Below are 2,801 nucleotides of genomic sequence, written 5' to 3' on the forward strand. Positions count from 1 at the left end.
GGAAGGGAGGACATCGGACTTCTCCAGGAGGAGCTGAACTACTGCGATGTCCTGATAACCATCCCCGCCAGCGAGGAATACCCCATCCTAAACCTGTCGCACGCCACTCACACCGTCCTATACGAGTTCTTCATGGCCATGCACACCGAACCAAGGAGGCCGGAGCCCGCCGACAAGAGGGAGAAGGAGATGATGTTCTCATACTTCGGTGACCTTCTGGACGGTATCGATTATCCCAAGGAGAGGCGCCCCTACACCACCATCATGTTCAGGAGGATGATGGGCCGTGCCATACCTACGAAGTATGAGTACAACACGCTCATGGGCGTGTTCGGAGATGCCGCAAAATACCTGAAATACGGGAAGTCCTGGAAGAAGGACAAGTCAGAATGACCTGACGGCCCTGAAGATCATGACCTTGGAATCGTCCGAATCCTCGCGGATGACGATTTCAGGCAATGTTCCGCACATTATCGCAACCCTGCTCCTTATGTCCTCTATCTCCGCGGATTTCACATTGGATCCCAGCATTATCACGGATTTATCCGTCGCGCGACCATTGTCGAACATCATCTGATCCCAGGACCTGATCACCGCATTCACGGGCAGCACGTCATAGGACGGGACGAAGGAATACAGATTCTCCACGAAGACTGAGAAGAAGGGACCCTGCATGAAATCCACGATTGCCTTTATGGAATTCCTCATGATGCTGTCGCTGTTCCTTAGGAACGTTGTCCACTGCTTGTCCTTGTTGTATTCGAGATTGACCTCGAAGGACTTCTGCATATCGGCTACCAGGGTGCAGTCCGATAATGCCACGACGCTGTGGAGGTTGCTGAAGGCCCTCTCGCGGCGTTCCTTCTCGAAATCCATAGGTATTCCGAATACGGAAACGACCTTGCAGCCCTTCTCCCTGGCGCATTTGATGACATCCTTAACCACATCCGTTCCCAGCTCTCCTCCGAGAATCGTGAAGGTCAGACAGATGCGCTTGTCATCAAGCGCCTCCATGATCTTCTCATTATCATCGATAGGGATAGTAGAAAATGAATTGGAGAGCACATCGAAATGATGTCCGAACTCCTTCTCAGAAATGTCGTACAGGTCCCAAGGATTCCTGTCCTCTGAATTGATGATGCCGAAGGCATTCTTTGCTGCGCCCCCGCAGACTATCACAGCGACATCATCTTCCATATCATACCGTATGCAGTAGCTTGGATGTAAAACCCACTGTCTGAGAGCAGGATATACTGCAATGATAAGCACTTTGAAAAAACGTTACAAATCTTTTTAACATCCCAAAAAAATGGTCATTTTAAGCAATGGTGAACGCATGAAGTCCAAAGTCTATTTCAGCAAGGAGATCTCCCCCGAGATGGTGATCGATATGTACGAGGCACTCGGCATAGACCTCGAGGGGAAAGTCGCTGTGAAGATCCATTCAGGCGAGGAAGGGAACACGAACTTCCTGAGACCGGAATTCTGGAAACCGATGGTCGACAGGATGAACGGTACCATCGTCGAATGCAACACGGCATACGGCGACAGGTTCGGAGGCGTACGCGATCACACGGAATCCCATCTCAAACTGCTCGCATCCCACGGATGGAGCCAACTGTTCGAAGTGGACCTCATGGATTCAGAGGGGCCCGACAAGGAACTGTTCATCCCCGATGGGAAGCAGATAAAGAAGAACCTTGTGGGAAAGCACATCGACAACTATGATTCTATGCTGGTGCTGGCACATTTCAAAGGACACCCGATGGGAGGGTACGGCGGAGCACTGAAACAGCTCTCGATAGGATGCGCATCCAGTGCCGGAAAGGCATACATCCACTCCTGCGGAAGGTCCACGGACATAATCGGATGTTGGGATGTCCACGGTGACGAGAAGGGATTCCCCGAGGCTATGGCCGATGCCGCATCGTCCGTGGTCAGGCACTTCGGGAAGAACATCGCCTTCATCAACGTGATGAAGAACCTCTCAGTGGACTGCGACTGCGTGGTCAGTCCAGAGGCCCCCTGCATGAAGGACATCGGGATACTCGCTTCATTGGATCCCGTTGCCATCGACCAGGCCTGTCTGGACCTTGTGAAGAACTCGGACGATCCCGGCAGGGACCATTTCCTTGAGAGGGTCAACAGCAAGAACGGATTCCACACCGTTGAGGCCGCTGAGGAACTGGGAATCGGTTCCCGCGATTACGAACTCATCGAACTCTGAAAAAAAACACTCAAGGGCCGGTCTCCCGGCCCTTCTTAAATCGTTTTATCGAATCGATTTCACTCTTCTGCTGCCTTAGGCTGATCCACGAAAAGATCCCTTGCACCGATGATCATCCATGCGACTATGAATCCGATGATGATACCGAAGACAGACCAGAAGCAGAGCACTGCTGCCAGGATACATGCCGCAACGGCCACGATCCAGTATTTCCTCATGTAGACGCAGAACAGACTGACGCCGGCGCTGAGAGCGCTGACGAGGGCCATCGCACCCGCATAGGTGATGTAATTCTGGATGTCGGCCTGGGTGTAGTTGAATCCGTGGTTGGTGAGCCATTTCTGGAACTCGTCGCTGGCCCATACCGAGGCTGCGATGTTGGATGCATCGATCAGTGTGAAGATCGCGGCGATGAGCGCAGGTATCGCATAGACCGCCAGGAAGAACATCAGCCAGATCCTCTTGGATTCCAAAAGGACGGCCATGAACTCCTTCGACTGCTCTTGAATCTCCTGGTCGGCAGCAGAACCGCTGACGACCTTCCCGCACTGGGGACAGAACTGCATGCCCGGCT

Annotated in this window: 3 protein-coding genes; 2 read left to right on the forward strand and 1 reads right to left on the reverse strand. The window is 52.7% G+C overall.

Annotated features, from left to right (window positions below; translation table 11 throughout):
* Window positions 1-393, forward strand: a 393-nt coding sequence (locus E7Z62_09025; GenBank protein MBE6523244.1) for an RNA methyltransferase, incomplete at its 5' end; no start/stop codon positions are given.
* Here the strand turns inward: E7Z62_09025 and E7Z62_09030 are convergent.
* Window positions 385-1,197 carry a hypothetical protein gene (locus tag E7Z62_09030; GenBank protein ID MBE6523245.1) on the reverse strand — a complete coding sequence of 271 codons (813 nt, stop codon included), beginning with the start codon at window positions 1,195-1,197 and terminating at the stop codon, window positions 385-387. The two genes, E7Z62_09025 and E7Z62_09030, sit on opposite strands and share 9 nt — an antisense overlap.
* A gap of 139 nt (window positions 1,198-1,336) precedes the next feature.
* Here E7Z62_09030 and E7Z62_09035 point away from each other — a divergent pair, with 139 nt between their 5' ends.
* Window positions 1,337-2,227 (forward strand): DUF362 domain-containing protein, encoded by an 891-nt coding sequence (locus tag E7Z62_09035; protein ID MBE6523246.1) that lies wholly within the window; start codon window positions 1,337-1,339, stop codon window positions 2,225-2,227.
* The last annotated feature ends 574 nt before the right edge of the window (window positions 2,228-2,801 follow it).

This window comes from Thermoplasmata archaeon, from assembly GCA_015063285.1.
Classification (GTDB): Archaea; Thermoplasmatota; Thermoplasmata; order Methanomassiliicoccales; family Methanomethylophilaceae; genus Methanoprimaticola.

Excerpts from the sequence above, each read along its gene's own strand:
- E7Z62_09035 (MBE6523246.1), top strand. The coding sequence starts at position 1,337 with ATGAAGTCCAAAGTCTATTTCAGCAAGGAGATCTCCCCCGAGATGGTG.
- E7Z62_09030 (MBE6523245.1), bottom strand. The coding sequence starts at position 1,197 with ATGGAAGATGATGTCGCTGTGATAGTCTGCGGGGGCGCAGCAAAGAAT.